The 17,997-nt window shown below is 69.5% G+C and carries 19 protein-coding genes and 1 pseudogene; 12 read left to right on the forward strand and 8 right to left on the reverse strand.

What is annotated here, in order from left to right; translation table 11 throughout:
• Window positions 1-3: 3 nt before the first annotated feature.
• From ACE3T2_RS11335 to ACE3T2_RS11345, 3 genes are all read left to right on the forward strand, one after another.
• Entirely contained in the window at window positions 4-1,617 is a 1,614-nt protein-coding gene (locus tag ACE3T2_RS11335; protein ID WP_374657334.1) for a DHA2 family efflux MFS transporter permease subunit, read from the forward strand.
• On the forward strand, window positions 1,617-2,228 hold the full coding sequence (locus ACE3T2_RS11340; protein WP_374657336.1) for a TetR/AcrR family transcriptional regulator: 612 nt from the start codon (window positions 1,617-1,619) through the stop codon (window positions 2,226-2,228). The genes ACE3T2_RS11335 and ACE3T2_RS11340 overlap by 1 nt, the downstream gene beginning before the upstream one ends.
• A gap of 73 nt (window positions 2,229-2,301) precedes the next feature.
• Entirely contained in the window at window positions 2,302-2,958 is a 657-nt protein-coding gene (locus tag ACE3T2_RS11345; RefSeq protein ID WP_374657338.1) for a PEPxxWA-CTERM sorting domain-containing protein, read from the forward strand.
• 55 nt (window positions 2,959-3,013) lie between these two features.
• Here the strand turns inward: ACE3T2_RS11345 and ACE3T2_RS11350 are convergent, their stop codons facing one another.
• Window positions 3,014-3,619, reverse strand: a complete 606-nt coding sequence (locus ACE3T2_RS11350; protein ID WP_374657340.1) for a TetR/AcrR family transcriptional regulator — start codon at window positions 3,617-3,619, stop codon at window positions 3,014-3,016.
• A 104-nt stretch (window positions 3,620-3,723) separates the two neighbouring features.
• On the opposite strand from ACE3T2_RS11350, the gene ACE3T2_RS11355 reads away from it, so the two are divergent.
• Window positions 3,724-4,467 carry an SDR family NAD(P)-dependent oxidoreductase gene (locus ACE3T2_RS11355; RefSeq protein WP_374657342.1) on the forward strand — a complete coding sequence of 248 codons (744 nt, stop codon included), beginning with the start codon at window positions 3,724-3,726 and terminating at the stop codon, window positions 4,465-4,467.
• 156 nt (window positions 4,468-4,623) lie between these two features.
• Here the strand turns inward: ACE3T2_RS11355 and ACE3T2_RS11360 are convergent, their stop codons facing one another.
• A complete protein-coding gene (locus ACE3T2_RS11360; protein WP_374657344.1) occupies window positions 4,624-5,433 on the reverse strand; it encodes an enoyl-ACP reductase in 810 nt (269 codons plus the stop codon).
• Window positions 5,434-5,528: 95 nt separating this feature from the next.
• Between ACE3T2_RS11360 and ACE3T2_RS11365 the strand changes: the two genes are divergently transcribed.
• Window positions 5,529-6,080 (forward strand): GNAT family N-acetyltransferase, encoded by a 552-nt coding sequence (locus tag ACE3T2_RS11365; RefSeq protein ID WP_374657346.1) that lies wholly within the window; start codon window positions 5,529-5,531, stop codon window positions 6,078-6,080.
• Here the strand turns inward: ACE3T2_RS11365 and fabB are convergent.
• The 3 genes from fabB to ACE3T2_RS11380 all read right to left on the reverse strand — a co-directional run bounded on the left by fabB (window position 6,077) and on the right by ACE3T2_RS11380 (window position 8,410).
• Entirely contained in the window at window positions 6,077-7,288 is a 1,212-nt protein-coding gene (fabB, locus tag ACE3T2_RS11370; protein ID WP_374657348.1) for a beta-ketoacyl-ACP synthase I, read from the reverse strand. The genes ACE3T2_RS11365 and fabB overlap by 4 nt on opposite strands.
• Window positions 7,289-7,303: 15 nt before the next feature.
• Window positions 7,304-7,819 carry a 3-hydroxyacyl-[acyl-carrier-protein] dehydratase FabA gene (gene fabA / locus ACE3T2_RS11375; RefSeq protein ID WP_374657350.1) on the reverse strand — a complete coding sequence of 172 codons (516 nt, stop codon included), beginning with the start codon at window positions 7,817-7,819 and terminating at the stop codon, window positions 7,304-7,306.
• Window positions 7,820-7,900: 81 nt separating this feature from the next.
• Window positions 7,901-8,410, reverse strand: coding sequence for an SH3 domain-containing protein (locus ACE3T2_RS11380; protein ID WP_374657352.1), 510 nt, complete (start codon window positions 8,408-8,410; stop codon window positions 7,901-7,903).
• A gap of 142 nt (window positions 8,411-8,552) precedes the next feature.
• Here ACE3T2_RS11380 and ACE3T2_RS11385 point away from each other — a divergent pair, with 142 nt between their 5' ends.
• The gene (locus ACE3T2_RS11385; protein WP_374657354.1) at window positions 8,553-9,536 is read left to right on the forward strand and encodes a 2-hydroxyacid dehydrogenase; all 984 of its coding nucleotides are present in this window, start codon (window positions 8,553-8,555) and stop codon (window positions 9,534-9,536) included.
• A gap of 73 nt (window positions 9,537-9,609) precedes the next feature.
• Window positions 9,610-11,589, forward strand: coding sequence for an alpha/beta hydrolase family protein (locus ACE3T2_RS11390; protein WP_374657356.1), 1,980 nt, complete (start codon window positions 9,610-9,612; stop codon window positions 11,587-11,589).
• On the opposite strand, the gene ACE3T2_RS11395 is transcribed toward ACE3T2_RS11390, so the two are convergent.
• Window positions 11,586-12,326 (reverse strand): ThiF family adenylyltransferase, encoded by a 741-nt coding sequence (locus ACE3T2_RS11395; protein WP_374657358.1) that lies wholly within the window; start codon window positions 12,324-12,326, stop codon window positions 11,586-11,588. The genes ACE3T2_RS11390 and ACE3T2_RS11395 overlap by 4 nt on opposite strands.
• A gap of 64 nt (window positions 12,327-12,390) precedes the next feature.
• Between ACE3T2_RS11395 and hslV the strand changes: the two genes are divergently transcribed.
• From hslV to hslU, 3 genes are read left to right on the forward strand one after another with little or no spacing between them, the layout of a single operon-like run.
• The gene (gene hslV, locus ACE3T2_RS11400; RefSeq protein WP_374657360.1) at window positions 12,391-12,972 is read left to right on the forward strand and encodes an ATP-dependent protease subunit HslV; all 582 of its coding nucleotides are present in this window, start codon (window positions 12,391-12,393) and stop codon (window positions 12,970-12,972) included.
• Window positions 12,959-13,804 carry a DUF4440 domain-containing protein gene (locus tag ACE3T2_RS11405; protein WP_374657362.1) on the forward strand — a complete coding sequence of 282 codons (846 nt, stop codon included), beginning with the start codon at window positions 12,959-12,961 and terminating at the stop codon, window positions 13,802-13,804. The genes hslV and ACE3T2_RS11405 overlap by 14 nt, the downstream gene beginning before the upstream one ends.
• Window positions 13,805-13,818: 14 nt before the next feature.
• Window positions 13,819-15,123, forward strand: a complete 1,305-nt coding sequence (hslU, locus tag ACE3T2_RS11410) for an ATP-dependent protease ATPase subunit HslU (protein ID WP_374657364.1) — start codon at window positions 13,819-13,821, stop codon at window positions 15,121-15,123.
• Between the two features lie 70 nt (window positions 15,124-15,193).
• On the opposite strand, the gene ACE3T2_RS11415 is transcribed toward hslU, so the two are convergent.
• Window positions 15,194-15,985 (reverse strand): SDR family oxidoreductase, encoded by a 792-nt coding sequence (locus ACE3T2_RS11415; RefSeq protein WP_374657366.1) that lies wholly within the window; start codon window positions 15,983-15,985, stop codon window positions 15,194-15,196.
• A gap of 12 nt (window positions 15,986-15,997) precedes the next feature.
• Window positions 15,998-16,915, reverse strand: coding sequence for a hypothetical protein (locus tag ACE3T2_RS11420; RefSeq protein WP_374657368.1), 918 nt, complete (start codon window positions 16,913-16,915; stop codon window positions 15,998-16,000).
• 137 nt (window positions 16,916-17,052) lie between these two features.
• Here ACE3T2_RS11420 and ACE3T2_RS11425 point away from each other — a divergent pair, with 137 nt between their 5' ends.
• Window positions 17,053-17,553 carry a cupin domain-containing protein gene (locus ACE3T2_RS11425; RefSeq protein ID WP_374657370.1) on the forward strand — a complete coding sequence of 167 codons (501 nt, stop codon included), beginning with the start codon at window positions 17,053-17,055 and terminating at the stop codon, window positions 17,551-17,553.
• Window positions 17,554-17,566: 13 nt separating this feature from the next.
• Window positions 17,567-17,997: pseudogene (locus ACE3T2_RS11430) on the forward strand (AraC family transcriptional regulator); the annotation flags it as partial.

A 17,997-nucleotide genomic window follows, 5' to 3' on the forward strand; every position in this document is an offset into this window, starting at 1 on the left:
GTCGTGGCCGACAGCGCCGCCATCGCCAACCCGCCCCAGCCGGCCCCGCCCGGCGGTCACGTGACCGCAGCGGGCGAGATTGACTGGATCAAGGTCTTCCTGGGCTTCGGCGGCATGGTCGTCGGCCAGTTCATGGCCACGCTCGACATCCAGATAGTCGCCTCTTCCCTCAGCCAGATCCAGGCCGGCATCGGCGCCAGCTCTGACGAGATCAGCTGGGTCCAGACCATCTACCTGCTGGCCGAGGTGGTGATCATCCCGCTCACGGCCTACCTGACCAAGATGTGGGGAACGCGGCCGGTCTATGTGGCCGCCGCCGCCGGCTTCATCGCCACCTCGATCCTGACCGGCCTGTCGACCAGCATCGAGATGATGATCGTCACCCGGGCGCTCCAGGGCCTGACCGCCGGCGCGATGATCCCCGCCGTCTTCGCCACCGCCATGACCGTCTTCCCGCCGGAAAAGCGGGTGATGGCCAATGTCACGGTCGGGCTGATCGTCACCCTGGCGCCGACCATCGGCCCGACCCTGGGCGGCCACCTGACCGAGGCGTTGAACTGGCGCTGGCTGTTCTTCGTCAACGTGCCCCCCGGCCTGCTGGTGATGTTCCTGGTCGGCCGCTACGGCGACTTCGACAAGGGCGACCCGGCGCTGGCCAAGGGCATCGACTGGCTCGGCCTGATCGCCATGACCGTCTTCCTGCTGTCGATGCAGTACGTGATCGAGGAAGGCTCGGGTGAGGGCTGGTTCGAGGACGACCTGATCCTCTGGCTGACGGTGACGGCGGTGATCACCGGCGTGCTGTTCATCTGGCGCCAGCTCACCTACCGCCAGCCGATCGTCTCGCTCCGGCCCTTCACCGACCGCAACTTCACCCTCGGCTTCCTGATGAACGCCGTCTCGGGCATGAGCCTGTTCGGCGGCACCTTCATCCTGCCGCTGTTCCTGGGCCAGATCCGCCAGTATTCGGCGGCCGAGGTCGGCACCACCATGCTGGTCTCCGGCCTGACCATGTTCCTGAGCGCCCCGGTGGTCGGCCGCGTGGTGCGGCTGATGGATCCGCGCATCTCGCTGGTGGCCGGCTTCGCGCTGGCGGCCTACGGCGTGGGCCTGGGCGTCCGCGTCACCGCCGAATGGGGCTTCTGGGAGTTCGCCGCCCTCCAGGCGATCCGCGGCTTCGGGGTGATGGTGGCGATGATCGCCGCCCAGGCCCTCTCGGTCTCGACCCTGCCGGTCTCGATGATGAAGGACGCCTCGGGCCTGGTGAACCTGATCCGCAATGTCGGCGGAGCGATCGGCCTGGCGATCCTGACCACGGTGCTGACCGACAAGACCGCCCTGCACCTCAGCGAGCTGTCGGCGGCGATGAGCGTCTCCAGCCTGCAGGGCCAGGACATGCTGGCCGGCCTGACCGCCATGATGCAGGAGCAGGGCGTGGCCAATCCGGAAGGGGCGGCGCGCAAGTTCCTGTCCATGGGCCTGCGCCGCGACGCCGCCGTGCTCGGCTTCGGCGACGGGTTCTTCTTCCTGGCCGCGGGCTGCGCGGTCGCCGCTCTGCTGGGCTTCCTCGCCACTCCCGGAAAAAACCAGGCCGCGCCCGGCGGCGGGGGACACTGATGCCGCGCGCCCCGGGCCAGATCGACCGCGCCAAGACCCAGGCCATCCTCGACGCCGCCGCCCAGGTGTTCGGCGAACGGGGCCTGGCCGCCTCGATGGAGGAGATCGCCCGCCGCGCCAAGGTCTCCAAGCAGACCATCTACAACCACTACGGCTCCAAGCAGGAGCTGATCCGCGCCATCGTCGACCGCCGCGTGCTGGAGATCACCGCCCCGCTGATGGCGCCGGGTTCGGCCGAGCGCCCGGAAGCGACCCTGGCCACCTTCGCCCGCTTCATGCTGAGCGCGGTGATGCAGCCGCGCGGCGGCGCCATGCTGCGCATGACGGTCGAGAGCGCCGCCGAGCAGCCGGACCTGGCGCGCGCGTTCTTCGAGGCCGGTCCCGCCACCTCGCGCCGCCGCCTGGCCGACTTCCTGGCCATGGAGACGCAGGCCGGCCGCCTTTCCGTCGACGATCCGGTGCTGGCCGCCGAGTTCTTCGCCAGCATGGTGATCGGCGCCCACCAGCTCGCCCACCTGCTGGGGGTCGGCAAGTATTACGACGAGGGGCAGATCGATCGCGTGGCCCGCGAGGCCACCCGCCGTTTCCTGCGCGCCTACGCGCCGGAGTAAAAACTTCATCGAACCGTAAAGCCCGCGCCACATCGGCGGGCGAATGGCCTTCGAGGTTAATTCGAGGGTAACCATGTCCATCAAGTCGCTGGGTCTCGCCGCCCTGGCCGCCGCCTCGCTGGCGGTCGCCGCTCCCGCCTCCGCCGCCGTCATCACGCCGGTCGGGGTCACCGCCTCCAACACCTTCCCGTTCTGGGGAATCTACGACGCCAGCCACCTGATCGACGGCAGCGGCCTTTCGGGCGGCCTGCACGACGCCACGTTCTCGAACATGTGGATGACGGACCTGGGCGTCGACAACGCCGTCCTCACCTTCGACCTCGGCGGCGCCTTCAAGCTGAGCGGCCTCAGCGTCTGGAACTACAATTTCGGAACCGAGGGCTATGCCTCGACCCTGGATCGCGCGGCCAAGGCCTTCACCGTCTCGGTCTCGACCGACGGGGTGAACTACGTCCAGGTGCTGGGCGGGAACCTCTCGCGCGGGACCGGCAATCTGCTGGCCGCCGAGACCTTCGGCCTGTCGGGCCTCGCCCGCTACGTCCAGATCGGTCTCAACGGCAACCACCAGCAGGACCCGCAGACCTACGGCTACGCGCCGGTCGGCCTGTCGGAAGTCCGCTTCTCGGGTTCTGCGGTGCCGGAACCGGCGACCTGGGCGATGATGATCGCCGGCTTCGGCCTGGCCGGCGTCGCCCTGCGCAGCCGCCGGATGCTGGGCCAGGCGGCCTAAGCCTCCCAGACCACGACCGTCATGGCCGGCACGGCCATGACGATTGTGGATGGGATCAGCGGGCCGTCAGCGGTCCCCAGGCCGCCATGGCGCCGTCGGCGATCTTCATCAGGGCATCCTCGCTCGCCCCGTCGCGGGCCTGGATCGACATGCCCTGCTGGACGGTGATGAAGAAGGCGGCCATGGCGGCGACATCGGCGGCGGGCGGAATCTCGCCGGCCTCGACCCCCTGGCGCAGCCGCGCCTCCAGATCGGCGCGGCCCGCCGCGCGGACCTCCCGCAGGGCCCCGCAAACCGCGGCGCTGGCCTCGGTCGCATGCAGCTGGCTCAGCACCACCATGCAGCCCGGGGGCTTGCCCGGCCGGGTGAAGCTGCGCGCCGTCGCCCGCAGATAGCCTTCCATCGCCTCGCGGGCGGTCGGTGCGGCCTCGACCGCATCCCAGATCTCCGGCCCTTCGGTGCGGCCATACAGGCCCACCGCCTCCCGGAACAGGGCCTCCTTCGAGCCGAAGGCGGCATAGAGGCTGGGCGAGCCGATGCCCATGGCGCCGGTCAGGTCGCTGATCGAAGCGCCTTCGTAGCCCTTCGCCCAGAACACCTCCATGGCCCGGGTCAGGGCGGCGTCGCGGTCGAAGCTGCGGGGTCGGCCTCGTTCGGCCATTGAAGATCCTTTCTGTAGCGACCGATATATAAATCGCTTGACGGCGACCGGCAACAGCGCCATCTGCTTTCTGTATCGAACGACACAGAAATGGAGAAAGCCCCGTGTCGACCCTCTCCGGAAAGCGCGCCCTGGTCACCGGCGCCAGCCGCGGCATCGGCGCGGCCATCGCCCTGCGCCTGGCTCGCGAAGGCGCAGACGTCGCCATCACCTATGAAAACTCGGCCGAGAAGGCGCACGCCGTCGCCGCGCAGATCGAGGCGCTGGGCCGAAAGGCCCTGGCCCTCCAGGCCAGCAGCGGCGACCCCGCCGCGATCAAGGCCGCGGTCGACCGCGCCGCCGCCGAGCTGGGCGGTCTCGACATCCTGGTCAACAACGCCGGCATCGCCCGCGGCGTCGGTCCCGTCGACGGCTGGACGCTCGAGGACATCGACCAGCTGCTGGCGGTGAACGTGCGCGGCGTGGTGCTGGCCTCCCAGGCCGCCGCCGCCCACCTGCCGCGCGGCGGGCGGATCATCAACATCGGCTCGAACCTGGCCGAGCGGGTGCCGATGGCCGGCATCACCCTCTATGCGATGACCAAGTCGGCCCTGCTGTCGTTCACCAAGGGCCTGGCCCACGACCTGGGCCCGCACGGGATCACGGTGAACCTGGTCCATCCCGGCTCGACCGACACCGACATGAACCCGGCCGACGGTCCCGGGGCCGACCCGCAGCGCGCCCGCATGCCGATCCAGGAGTACGGCAAGCCCGAGGAGATCGCCGGCATGGTCGCCTGGATCGCCAGCCCCGAAGGCCGCTTCGCCAACGGCGCCGGCTTCACCATCGACGGCGGCGCGAACGCCTAGGGGCGACGGCGGCGTGAAGATGCTCCCCCTCTGGGGGAGCTGTCAGCGGAGCTGACCGAGGGGGACTTTGATGCCGGTACACGGAGAGTGGTCCCCCTCCGTCTCGCCTTACGGCGAGCCACCTCCCCCAGAGGGGGAGGATCTTTAGACGCTCGCCTACTCGCTGTCCGCCGCCAGGCCCATCATGTGGAAGCCGGCGTCGACGTGGACCACCTCGCCGGTGGTCGAGAAGCCGAGGTCCGACAGCAGCCAAAGGGCGCAGCCGGCGACGCCTTCCATCGAGGTGTCCTCGCCCAGCGCCGACAGCGCCCGGCCTTGGGCCAGCATGCCGCGGCCGCCGGAGATGCCGGCCAGCGACAGGGTCTTCATCGCCCCGGCCGAGATGGCGTTGACGCGGATCTTCGCCGGGCCGAGGTCGCGGGCCACATAGCGGGTCGCCGCCTCCAGACCCGCCTTCGCCACGCCCATGGTGTTGTAGTTCGGGATCGCCCGCTCAGCGCCCAGATAGGTCATGGTCACGATCGACCCGCCGTTCGGCATCAGTTTGGCCGCCCGCCGCGCGCAGTCGACGAAGCTGAACACCGAGATGTCCATCGCCCGCAGGAAGCTCTCGCGGCTGGTGTTCTCGACGAACGAGCCCTTCAACTCGTCCTTGTTGGCGAAGGCGATCGAGTGAAGGAAGAAGTCGATGGTCCCGTGCGCCTGCTCGATCTGCTCGAAGGCTGCGTCCATCGAGGCGTCGTCCTGTACGTCGGCCGGCACGATCGCCTTGGCCCCCACGCTTTCGGCCAGGGGCGTCACCCGACGCTCCATGCCCGGCAGATGCAGGAACGACAGCTCCGCGCCCTGGGCGGCCAGTTGCGAGGCGATGCCCCAGGCGATCGACTGGTGGTTCGCGACCCCCGTGATCACGCCCTTCTTGCCCCTCATCAGCTCGCCCTTGGGCATCTGATACTCGTCGGCCACCCGCGGTCTCCATGGCGTTGTTCAAATCACCTTCGGTTTTGGACGGGCCTCATGGCGGGCGCAAGCATGAACGGCGGGTCGTGCTATGGACGGCCATGACCCGCGAGCTGCTGCCGATCGTCCAAACGCCGCGCCTTCGTCTGCGGGCCTTCGAGCCAAGCGACGCCGCCGACCTTTGCCGCAACATGACCCCGGCGGTGACCCGCTGGCTCGCCTCCTGGCCCGACCCCGTCACGCAGGACTATGCCTTGGCGCGCATCGAGCGGGCTCGGGCGGGCATGGCTCGCGGGGTCAGCCTGTTCTATGCGCTGGAGCGGATCGAGGACGAGCGCGTGATCGGCGGCCTCGGCGGCGGTCTGGTCCCGCAGGACCCGTCGCGGCTGGAAGTGTCCTATCACCTGGCCGAGGACTGTCATGGCGCCGGCTATATGGCCGAGGCGGTGCGCGCGGCCCTGCCCGCCATCTGGCGGCTGATGCCGGTCCGAATGATCGAGGCGGGCGCCCAGCTCGCCAACGCCGCTTCGTTCGGGGTGATGAAGGCCATGGGCATGAGCCCGGCGCAGGAACGGCTGGTCTATTCCTCGGCCCGTGACCGCCAGGAGCCGACGCAGTTCTACGAGCTGCGCCGGCCTCAGGGTTTGATCTAAACCCGCGCCATCACCAGGCAGCCGTTGGTGCCGCCGAAGCCGAACGAGTTCGACATCACGGTCTCCAGCTGCACGTCCTTGCGCTGGCGCAGGATCGGCAGGTCGGCGAACTCTGGATCGAGGTTTTCGATGTGCGCGCTCTCGGCGGCGAAGCCGTTGTTGAGCATCAGGAGGCTGTAGATCGCCTCCTGCGCACCGGCCGCGCCCAGGCTGTGGCCGGTCAGCGACTTGGTCGACGAGATCAGCGGCGGGTTCGCCCCGAACACCTCTCGCACCGCGCCCATCTCCTTGGCGTCCCCGACCGGGGTCGAGGTGCCGTGCGGGTTCAGGTAGTCGATCTTGCGCCCGCCCAGGTCCGCCATGGCCAGGCGCATGCAGCGCACCGCGCCCTCGCCGGAGGGGGCGACCATGTCGAAGCCGTCGGAATTGGCCGCGTAGCCGACGATCTCGCCGTAGATCTTGGCTCCGCGGGCCTTGGCGCGCTCGTATTCCTCCAGCACCACGATCCCGGCGCCGCCGGCGATCACGAAGCCGTCGCGATCCTTGTCATAGGCGCGGCTGGCGGTGGACGGGCGGTCGTTGAAGCTCGAGCTCATCGCGCCCATGGCGTCGAACAGCACGCTGAGCGTCCAGTCGAGCTCTTCCGTGCCGCCGGCGAACACCACGTCCTGCTTGCCCATCAGGATCTGCTCGTAGCCCGAGCCGATGCAGTGGGTGGAGGTCGCGCAGGCCGAGGAGATCGAGAAGTTCAGGCCCTTGATCTTGAACCAGGTGGCGAGCGTCGCCGAGGCGCCCGAGCTCATCGCCTTGGGCACCGCGAACGGGCCGACCCGCTTGGGGCCGCGCTCCTTGGCGGTGTGGGCGGCGTCGATGATCGCCTTGGTCGAGGGGCCGCCCGAGCCGACGATCAGGCCGGTCCGCTCGTTGGAGACGTCCGCCTCGTCCAGGCCGGAATCGGCGATCGCCTGCTCCATGGCGATGTGGCCGAAGGCCGTGCCCTGGGCCAGGAACCGGGCCGCACGGCGGTCGACCATCGACTCCCAATCGAGAGTCGGCGCGGCGTGGACCTGCGATCGGAAGCCGAGCTCGGCGTATTCCGGCGAAAAACTGATCCCCGACTTGGTTTCGCGCAGCGAGGCCAGCACCTCGTTCGCATTGTTCCCGATCGAGGAGACGATACCGATCCCGGTGACGACGACGCGGCGCATGTGGCTGCTCCTGCCTTAGCGCTGGTAGAGACCGACCCGGAGGTCTTGGGTGTGGTAGATCGCCTGGCCGTCGGCTTCCAGGACGCCGTCGCCGATGCCCATGACCAGGCGGCGGTTGATCACCCGCTTCATGTCGACCTTGTAGGTGACCTTCTTGATGGCGGGCGTCACTTCACCGGCGAACTTGACCTCGCCGCAGCCCAGGGCCCGGCCGCGGCCCTTGCCGCCGATCCAGCCGAGATAGAAGCCGACCAGTTGCCAGAGCGCGTCCAGGCCCAGGCTGCCCGGCATCACCGGGTCCTTGATGAAGTGGCACTGGAAGAACCAGAGGTCGGGATTGATGTCGAATTCGGCCTCGATATAGCCCTTGCCGTGCGCGCCGCCGGTGTCGTCGATCCGGATGATGCGGTCGAACAGCAGCATCGGCGGGGCCGGCAGCTGGGCGTTGCCCGGGCCGAACATCTCGCCCCGAGCGCAGGCCAGCAGCTCTTCGTAGGTGTAGTGGTCCTTGGCCTTGGCGCCTTCGGTCATGCTTGGCTTTCTTGGCGGCGGCTCATTTTTCAGAGCCTTGGGAATCGTATCCTACGGCCCTAGCAGAGCCGGACCGCAGGCTCAACGGCTGCGGGGCGCGCCGGTTCGGCCGACCTTGCACTGGATGGCGGGCGAGGTTCCCCACAGTTCGCCGGCCGGCGCCCAGCCGCTGACCCCGTCGCCGCGCACCTTGCACCAGCCCTTTTCGCAGTCCTTGGTCAGCTCGGCGATGGAGCGGGGGTTGAGATAGGCGACGATCTCGGCTTCGGCCCGCGGCTTCTTGTGCAGGGCCAGGCGCGTCGGCTTGACCCGCATCACGGTCGACTCGCCGCTGGTCAGCCGGCGGTGGACCCAGGCCATGCCGCCGTCGGGGTCGCAGATGCGCCGCCACTCGATGTTCTCGGCGATCACCTGCACCGGCAGGCCCTTGGCCTCGTAGACCCACAAAAGCCTGTGATCCTCGCCGGGGCCGGCCCGGGCGTAGACCTTGTCGAACTTCAGCGAGACGTAGCGCGGTACGGGCTGGCCCGACGGCGTCTGCCGCGGCGCCGCCTGCGCAAGCGGCGCGCAGGCCGCCCAAATCAGCGCCACCGTCAAAAAGGTGAGCGTTGCGGCCTTCCGCCGGTCAATCGTTCGAAGCTCGCCTTGGCCGTCCATGGGGGCTTTGCTAGAGGTTCCTGATCACAACGCAAGGCGCGCCGAGCGCGGTTAAAGAATCCTTTCCAAGACGCCCATGCCCGCCAAGCCCAAAGTCATCGTCACCCGCCGCCTCCCCGACCAGGTCGAGACGCGGATGCGCGAGTTGTTCGACACCGAGCTGAACCTCGACGACGTCCCCATGGACCGCGCGGCCCTGCTGGGCGCGATGCAGCGGGCCGACGCGATCGTCCCGACCATCACCGACACCATCGACGCCGACCTGCTGGCGCAGGCCGGAGACCGCCTCAAGCTGATCGCCAATTTCGGCATGGGCGTCGATCACATCGACGTGGCCGCGGCCAATGAGCGCGGGATCGCCGTCACCAACACCCCCGGCGTGCTGACCGAGGACACCGCCGACCTGACCATGGCCCTGATCATGGCCGTCTCGCGCCGGATCGTGGAGGGCGCCAACGTCGTCCAGGCCGGGCAGTTCACCGGCTGGACCCCGACCTGGATGATGGGCCGCCGCGTCAACGGCAAGCGGCTGGGGATCATCGGCATGGGTCGCATCGGCCAGGCCGTGGCGCGCCGGGCCAAGGCCTTCGGCATGCAGATCCACTACCACAACCGCAAGCCGGTCAGCCATGTGATCGCCGAGGAACTGGAGGCCACCTACTGGGAGAGCCTGGACCAGATGCTGGCCCGCATGGACATCATCTCGGTCAACTGCCCGCACACCCCGGCCACCTACCACCTGCTCTCGGCCCGGCGGCTGAAGCTGCTGCAGCCGCACGCCGTGGTGGTCAACACCGCCCGCGGCGGCATCATCGACGAAGCGGCCCTGGCCGACATGCTGGCCGCCGGCGCCATCGCCGGGGCCGGGCTCGACGTCTTTGAGTTCGAGCCGGCGATCAATCCCAAGCTGCTGACCTTGCCCAACGCCGTGCTGCTGCCGCACCTGGGCTCGGCCACCGTCGAGGCCCGCATCGACATGGGCGAGAAGGTGATCATCAACCTCAAGACCTGGATGGACGGCCACCGCCCGCCCGACCGGGTCATTCCGTCGATGCTGTAGGTCCGCGCGCAACAAGCTTGACCACAACCCCCGCGGCGTCGGAAGCTACCGGCAGTTGTCCGGGGGGATGTCCATGATCACCAGAAGAGCCGCGTTGGCGGCGTCCGTCGCTGCGTTCGCCGTGCAGCCCGCCGTCGCAGCGGCTGCCCCCACGCCGCCGACCTTGGGCGAGCTCCTTCAGAAGCCCGCGATCCGCGGCGCGGCCATGTCGCCGGACGGCAAGCGCATCGCGGTCGTCGGCGAGACCTGGTCGGGGGGGAAGCGCAGCGCCTATATCGACATCATCCGCGCCGATGATCCAAACTTGGCGCGCACCAAGGTTTCCGTCGGTGAGAACGACGTCGAGGACGTTCACTGGGCGAACAACGAGCGTCTGCTGCTGCAAACCGTGCGCAAGCTGAACGACTACGAACGCAAGGCGACCAACTGGATCGGCGACGTGGACTCCGTTCGGGTGCGCCGCTTGCTCAGCATCACCGCCGAGGGGCGCAATCCGGCGGTGATGTTCGCCAACGATGTCAATCTCCATAAGATCAATTTCAATCTGGCGAGGGTGGTCAGCCTGCTGCCGCAGGATCCGCTTCACATCATGATGCGGGCGCAGGAAGCGGATCGTTTCAACCTCTACCTTGTGAACGTCGAGACGGGCGCTTCCGAGATCGTCGAACGCGGCGGTCCGATGACCAACAACTGGGAGATCCAGAACGGCCGCGCGGTGCTGCGCTGGGACTTCTTCACCGGCGGCGGGGCCGGCGCCATCCTCAGTCGGCCTGAAGGCGAGACGAAATGGACGCAGGTGCGGCGTTTCCGCAGGTCCGAGGTCCTGAAGCCGGATTTCGACATTCTCGGCGACGCCGGCGAGCCGGGCATGTTCCTGGTCTCAGTGCGCGAGGACACGGACGCCACGACCACCATCCGCAAATGGGACGTGCGCAGCGGCCAGCTGGGCGAGACCGTCGCCGGCCGCCCCACGCTCGATGTGGACGGGGCGCTGTTCGACAAGAACGGGATTTTTGTGGCCTCGTCGTTCATCGAGGACCGGCTGGCCTACGACTTCGCCGACAAGACCCTGGCTCCGCATTATCGCGGCATCGATGGGTTCTTCGGTCGCGAATGCAATGTGCGGATCATTGACCTCAGCGCCGACCGCAACCGCCTTCTGATGCACGTCTCGGGCCCGCGCCTGCCGGGCGCCTACTATTTCTACGATTTGCAGGCGAAGCATCTGGAGAACCTCGGCGTCAGCCATCCATGGCTCCTGGAGGATCGGTTGGCGCCCGTCGAGCTTCTCGATGTGAAGCTGCGCGACGGCGGTGCGATGCGCGCCTATCTCACGGAGCCGCTGGCGTCTGGCCCGCGCCCCATGATCGTCCTGCCCCACGGCGGGCCGGAAATGCGCGATCATCACAGCTACGACGTTTACGCGCAGATCTTCGCCGCCCAAGGGTGGCTGGTGCTGCAACCGAACTTCCGCGGCTCGGGCGGGTACGGTCGGGCCTATGCCGACGCCGGCCGTCGGCGCTGGGCCGATCGCATGCAGGAGGATGTAGAGGACGCGGTCGCCCAGGTGCTGGCCAGCGGGCGGGCCGATCCCAAGCGGGTTGCGATCTGGGGTGCGAGCTATGGCGGCTATGCGGCGCTGATGGGCGCCGTGCGCAATCCCGACCTCTATAAGGCTGCGGTCGCCGTCGCCGGTCCGGCCGACCTCGCTCAGTTCATGGATGACCGCAAGAGCTACGGGCTCGACAATCCGTACTACCAGTATTGGGTGCGGACGCTCGGCGACCCTAAGGCGGACCTCGCGGCTTTGCAGGCGTCCTCGCCGGCAAGGCGAGCCGCGGAGATCAAGGCTCCGGTCCTGCTGGTTCATGGTCTCGAAGACAGCAATGTGCTGCCCAATCAGTCGCGGATCATGGCCGCGGCGCTGCGCGCGGCCGGCAAATCCGTCGTCCATTTGGAGATCCGCGGCGCCGATCACTCGGACTGGGACGAGGACGCCGAACGCAAGCTTGCGACGGAGTCCGTCGCCTTCCTGGCCAAGGCGCTCGCCTAGCGGCCGCCGCAGACCTCGCACTCGGGGTCTGCGCCGATCCGGACGGTGCGGCTGTCGCCCGACAGGCCGTCGTAGATCAGCAGCCGGCCGGCCAGGGGCTCGCCGGCGCCGGCGATCAGCTTGACGGCCTCCAGCGCCATCATCGAGCCGATCACCCCGGCCAGGGCGCCGACCACGCCGACGGCGACGCAGGTTTCGGCCTCCGGCGGGACCTCGGGCACCAGACAGCGATAGCAGGGCCGGCCGCGGAACACCCCGACCTGGCCGGTCCAGCGGCCGATGGCGCCCGAAACCAGGGTGCGCTCGTGCTTCACGCAGGCGGCGTTGACCGCGAAGCGGGCGGCGAAGTCGTCGGTGCCGTCCAGCACCAGGTCCACCCCCTGGACCAGGGCGCCGACGTTGCAGGCCTCGACATGCACCGGGGCGCAGTCGACATGCACGTGCGGGTTCAGGGCGCGCAGGTGGGCGGCGGCGGCCTCGACCTTGCGGACGCCGACGTCGGTGTCGCGGAAGATCACCTGGCGCTGCAGGTTGGACGTGTCGACCACGTCGGCGTCGGCCAGCACGATGCGGCCTACCCCGGCGGCGGCCAGATACAGGGCGGCCGGGGCGCCCAGGCCCCCGGCGCCGACGATCAGCACGCTGGCGGCCTTCAGCCGCTGCTGGCCCTGGCCGCCCACCTCGCGCAGCACCAGGTGGCGCGCATAGCGTTCGACTTCGTCGTCGGTGAAACTCATGGCCTGCCGTCCGTTCCGTTCGTCGGTCCCGGGCGAACCAACGTCGCCTCTCGTCGCGCCGCGCTTGACCTTGCCCCTCGCCCTGGCCACATCGGAAGCCATGACGACAAGTTCCTTTCCCGACTGGCACGGCACCACCATCCTCGCGGTGCGCAAGGGCGGCAAGACCGTGATCGCCGGCGACGGCCAGGTCTCCATGGGCCAGACCGTGGTCAAGGGCAACGCCCGCAAGGTCCGCACCCTGGCCGGCGGCAAGGTCCTGGCCGGTTTCGCCGGGGCCACGGCCGACGCCTTCACCCTGATCGAGCGGCTGGAAGCCAAGCTGGAACAATATCCCGACCAGCTGGCCCGGGCCTGCGTCGACCTGGCCAAGGACTGGCGCACCGACCGCTACCTGCGCAAGCTGGAGGCGATGCTGCTGGTCGCCGACAAGGAGCAGATCTTCACCGTCACCGGCGTCGGCGACGTGCTGGAGCCGGAAACCGGCGTGGCCGCCATCGGCTCGGGGGGCAACTACGCCCTGGCCGCGGCGCTGGCTCTGGCCGAGACCGACCTCGACGCCGAGACGCTGGCCCGCCGGGCGATGGCCATCGCCGCGCGCATCTGCGTCTACACCAACGGAGAACTGACGGTTGAGAGCCTGTAGCCTCCTCGCTGCCGCCGCTCTCCTCAACGCCACCCCCGTCCTGGCCGAACCTGATCCGTCCGCGGTCGTCGCCGCGGAGCGGGCCTTTGCGGCCGACGGCCTGGCCCTGGGGATCAAGCGCTCGTTCCTGAAGCACTCGACCGCAGAGGCGATCCTCTTCGCGCCCGACCCGGTCAAGGCGCACGATCTCTACGCCGACCGTCCCGAGCGGCCGCTTCCGCCGCTGGTGTGGTGGCCGCTGTGGGCCGGGATCGCCCGCTCCGGCGATCTCGGCTTCACCACCGGGCCGGCCACCTTCGGCGGCAAGGAGAATGGGTGGTACTTCACCGTCTGGGCCCGGCAGGCGGACGGCGGCTGGAAATGGATCTATGACGGCGGCTCGCGCAGCGCCCATGGGAGCGCCGCGCCCCAGGGCTCGCCGCCCGCATACCTTGCCGCGTCGACCGGACCCAAGGCGACCGCCGGAGAGGCCATGGCCGCGGTGCGGGCGGCCGAGGCCAGGCTCGCCGCGGCGGCGGCGACGGACGTCCCGGCCGCCTATCTGGCCGTCCTGAGCGGCGATGCGCGGGTCGCCGGCTCGCCGGCGGTCCCGGCGACCACGCCGGCGGCGGTGCGCGCCGAGCTCGCCGGCCGGGCGCGGGCCATCGCCTTCTCCCCGCTCGGCGGCTCGGCCTCGCAGGGCGGGGACCTGGCCTGGACCTATGGCGACGCGCGCTGGGAGGAGGGCCGAAAGCCGAGCCGCGGGCACTATGTCCGCATCTGGCAGAGCCGGGCCGAGGGCTGGCGCCTGGTGTTCGATCAGATTCTGCCTGTCGCAGAGCCGAGCTCGTGACTATCTAGCGGGCCATGACCGAGTTCTCTCCCCGCGAAATCGTCTCCGAACTGGACCGCTACATCGTCGGCCATCCCGACGCGAAGAAGGCCGTCGCCGTCGCCCTGCGCAACCGCTGGCGCCGCCGCCGCGTGCCCGCCGACCTGCGCGACGAGGTGACGCCCAAGAACATCCTGCTGATCGGCCCGACCGGCGTCGGCAAGACCGAGATCGCCCGGCGGCTGGCCAGGCTCGCCCAGGCCCCGTTCCTGAAGGTCGAGGCCACCAAGTTCACCGAGGTCGGCTATGTCGGCCGCGACGTCGACCAGATCGTCCGCGACCTGGTGGAGAGCGCCATGGCCATGGTTCGCGACAAGCGCCGGGCCGGGGTGCGCGCCCGCGCCGAGGCGGCGGCCGAGGAGCGCATCCTCGACGCCCTGACCGGCCCCGGCTCCACCGCCGCGCGCGAGAGCTTCCGCAAGAAGCTGCGGGCTGGCGAGCTGAACGACAAGGAGGTCGAGCTGACCCTGCAGGACACCGGCGGCGGCCTGCCGATGTTCGACATTCCGGGCCAGCCGGGCTCGCAGATGGGCATGCTCAATCTCGGCGAGATGATGGGCAAGGCGTTCGGCGGCCGCACCAAGACCCACAAGACCACCGTCGCCGGCGCTCACGCCCCGCTGATCGCCGAGGAGAGCGACAAGCTGCTCGACCAGGAGGCCCTGACTCAGGAAGCCCTGGAGCTGGCCGAGAACAACGGCATCGTCTTCCTGGACGAGATCGACAAGGTCGCCTCCAACCGCGACCGCGCCGGCGCGGACGTGTCGCGAGAGGGCGTGCAGCGCGACCTGCTGCCGCTGATCGAGGGCACGACCGTCTCGACCAAGTACGGGCCGGTGAAGACCGACCACATCCTCTTCATCGCCTCGGGCGCCTTCCACGTCGCCAAGCCCTCGGACCTGCTGCCCGAGCTGCAGGGCCGCCTGCCGATCCGCGTGGAGCTGAAGGCCCTGACCCGCGACGACTTCCGCCGCATCCTGACCGAGCCGGAGGCCAACCTGATCCGTCAGCACCAGGCGCTGCTCGCCACCGAGGGCGTCACGCTGGCCTTCACCGAGGAGGCGATCGACGCCCTGGCCGACGCCGCCGTGACGGTCAACGGCAGCGTCGAGAACATCGGCGCCCGCCGCCTGCAGACCGTGCTGGAAAAGGTGCTGGAGGAGATCAGCTACTCGGCCTCCGACCGCTCGGGCGAGACCATCAGCATCGACGCGGCCTATGTGCGCGAGCGCATCGGCGGCCTCGCCCAGAACACCGACCTCAGCCGGTACATCCTCTAGACCTCGTGGGCGTCATCCCGGTTTCGGCGTCGTCGACGACCGGGACGACGCCTTGTAGATCCCTGGGGCCTCACCCCTTGCCCATCATCTTCGCCCGCAGCCGGCGCATGCCGCCGAGCCAGCGGTCATAGTCGGCGGTCTTGCGCTGCATGTAGGTCAGCACCACCGGGTGCGGCAGGATCAGGAATTTTTCCTCGGCCAGGCCCTGGACGACGCTCTCGGCCACCTCGTCCGGGGTCAGCACCCCATCCAGGTTCTGCGGCTGCGAGGCCGCGTCGCCCTGGCGCAGCATGGCGGTGTCGACGCCCTGGGGGCACAGGATCGAGACCTTGACGCCCTGGTCGCCGTGGGTGATGGCCAGCGACTCCGCGAACCCGACCGCGGCGTGCTTGGTGGTCGAATAGACCGCGCCGCCGATCTGCGACAGCAGCCCGGCCGCCGAGATGGTGTTGAGCAGGTAGCCGCCGCCGCGCGCGGCCATGCCCGGCGTCACCGCCCGGGCCGCGTGGACGTGGGCCATGACGTTGACGTTCCACGCCCGGTTCCAGACCGCGTCGGGCGAGGACGCGGCGCTGTCCTTGTCCGGGTCGCCGTCGCCGACCCCGGCGTTGGAGCAGAAAAGGTCGATCCCGCCATGTCGCGCCTCGACGTCGGCGACCATGGCCGCCACCGCCGCCCCGTCGCTGACGTCGAGCGTGACGGCTTCCCCGCCGATCTCGGCGGCGACCGCGGCCGCGCCTTGCCCGTTGCGGTCGGCGACGACCACCGCCTTCGCGCCCTCCTTGGCGAACCGCCGGGCCAGGGCCGCGCCGATCCCCTCCGCGCCGCCGGTCACGACGACGACCTTGTCCTTCACGTTCATCGGAATGTCCCTCTAGGCTTGGGCGTCGGCGTAGCCGGCGTAGGAATGCTTCAGGCTGGCGTGGTTCAGCAGCATCTCGGCGACCTGCTTCTCTCCGCTCGCGTCATAGACCCGGGTGCGCACCCAGTAGGACTCGGTGCGCTTGCTTTCGGCCAGGGCGACGATCTCGCGGCGCAGGACATATTCCTCGCCGACGAACAGCGGCCCGTCGATCACCCGGATCTCCTGGTCGGCGAACAGCCCGACGGCCGGACCGTTCACCGGAAAGGCGGCCTCGCGGCTGGAATATTCGAACAGCACGCTCAGCATCTCGAACGGGATGATCGCCCGGCCCCAAGGCGAGGCCGCGGCGTCGGAATACCAGGGCGAGTTTTCGGTGATCACCGCCAGCTTCTGGTTCAGGCTGAACGGATAGAGCGCGCCCATGTGCTGGTCGGCGCCCATCCGCACCCGCTCGTCCTTGGCGCCGGTCATGCCGACCTTCAGATCCTCCAGGATCAGCAGCTTGCCGGGCGGGCGCAGCGCCGCCATGCGGGTCTCCAGCAGGGTCGGCTCGGTCTTCGGGCCGACGCTGGCGCTGGCTTCCAGGACCGGCGTGCCGTCGGCTTTCTGCGCCCAGACCCGCGTCGTGGTCGCCCCTTCGGGCGGGATCTCCGCGAACGCGCGGACCTCCTCGCCTTCGACCACCATGTTCAGGAAGTGGGACGAGATGCAGCCGCTTTCGAACCAGCGCCGGCCCCAGATCTTCGCCAGCAGCGGCTGGAACTGGCTGAAGTGGGTCGGCCCCTCGATCGGCCCGGCGCGGAAGCCCAGCTTCTCGGCCATGGCGTCGTCGTGAATCGAGGAGTGCCCGCCGTATTCCTGGTCGGCCAGCATCTGGTGCGGCCGGCGCAGCGGCCCGGCCAGGCTCAGCGGCGTTGCAAAGCTCATCGGCGTCTCCTTCTCCCTGCGACCTTCATAGACCGACTGCGGGGAATTCCGAACGGTTGTTTGAACTTCGCGTGGCCGATCCTTACCACCGTCGCGCCCGCCCCGTGGGCTAGGCTGCGCCCACATCGGAGGCGAACATGCGCGATCAGGACCAGTCCAGCCGCGGCCCGCACCTGACCTGGGCGGAGTCCCGGTTCGGCGAGACCACGATCATTCCGGGCGGGGCGCCGGTCCGGATCAAGGTCTCGGGCCTCGACACCGGCGCGGGCCTCAGCGTCTTCGCCTACGAGGGCAAGGCGCCGGGCGGCCCGCCTCTGCACGTCCACGAGGCCCAGGACGAGATCTACATTGTGCTGAAGGGGCGCTATCTCTTCGAACTGGGCGGCGAGCGGCGTCTGGTCGAGGCCGGCGGCTCGATCTTCCTGCCCCGGGGCGTGCCCCACAGTTTCGCCCAGCTCGGCGACGAGGGCGAGATGGTCTTCATGTTCACGCCGGCCGGGCGGATGGAGGACTATTTCCGCGCCCTGGCGGCCTTGGAGGGCCCGCCGGCGCCGGAGGCGGCTGCCGCACTCTTCGCCGATCACGGAATGAGGCTTGTCGGGCCGCCGATCTCGTTGGACGCTCAGGCCGTTCCATGAGGCGGAGGCGGCGATGCGCCCGGTCTTCCTTGCCCTGCCGCCCTCGCCGGACCTGACGGGCTGGATCCGCCAGCATCAGCTCATCCGCTTCCGCTTCGCCGCGGCGGGCGACGTTCCGGCCAAGCCCTACTGGCCGCGGCCGGCCAGCGCGCTGGCCTTCTATCCCCGCGACCCGGAAACCCTGGTCGACGAGCAGGGCCGCGAGCTGGTCCGCAAGCCGCGGACCGCCCTGATCGGCCAGCCCACCGTGCTCACCCGCCGGCGCGGCGGGGCCGACTTCTTCGTCTATCAGGTGGAGTTCGCGCCCGGGGCCCTGCACCGGCTGGGCGGCCCGCCGCTCCAAACGATCACCGACGACACGCTGGACGCCGAGCTGGTCTTCCCGGACCTGGTTCCCGTCGCCCGCCGTATCGCCGAGACCGAGGCTCCCGACCAGATGATCCA

The organism is Phenylobacterium sp., assembly GCF_041919955.1.
In the GTDB taxonomy this organism is placed as follows: domain Bacteria; phylum Pseudomonadota; class Alphaproteobacteria; order Caulobacterales; family Caulobacteraceae; genus Phenylobacterium.